The following is a 468-nucleotide window of genomic DNA, read 5'->3' as shown; positions in this document are numbered from 1 at the left end:
GGAAGGCCGTCGTGGGAATCGGCGCTGCCGTGCTGCTCACCTCCGGGGGCATGGCGACGGCGGTCGCTCAGGACGGCCACTCCGGCCAGGAGGCCCGCGGCGTCAACGCGTCCTCCAAGGCCAACGCCAGTTACGCCTACGCCCATGCCACCTGGAAGTGGACGGGCCCGGGCTCGACCGGCAAGGTCAAGGTGTACGTCAACGACCAGAGTTGCAGGGACGGCTACGACAGCTACGCCTACATGCAGTTCAAGCGTGCCACCGGCCAGATCGTTGACGGGGACACCGAGTACCCGAACGACAACGACCGTTGCAAGGGCCCGGGACAGAAGCACACGGGGCCCAGGTTCAGCGACGACTTCAACATCACCAAGGGTCGCGTCGTGGTGTGCAAGAACGACGGATGGCCGTGGGAGGACGACACCTGCAAGAAGGGCAAGTGGCACAAGAACCCCAAGGCCTGACCGG

At 65.8% G+C, this 468-nt stretch carries 1 protein-coding gene; it reads left to right on the top strand.

What is annotated here, in order from left to right:
* Window positions 1-464, top strand: a 464-nt coding sequence (locus OO69_RS48215) for a hypothetical protein (protein ID WP_158713549.1), incomplete at its 5' end; no start/stop codon positions are given.
* Window positions 465-468: the final 4 nt, after the last annotated feature.

The organism is Streptomyces sp. NRRL F-525 (assembly GCF_000716605.1).
Lineage (GTDB): Bacteria > Actinomycetota > Actinomycetes > Streptomycetales > Streptomycetaceae > Streptomyces.
This window is presented reverse-complemented; position numbering and strand designations above follow the sequence as displayed.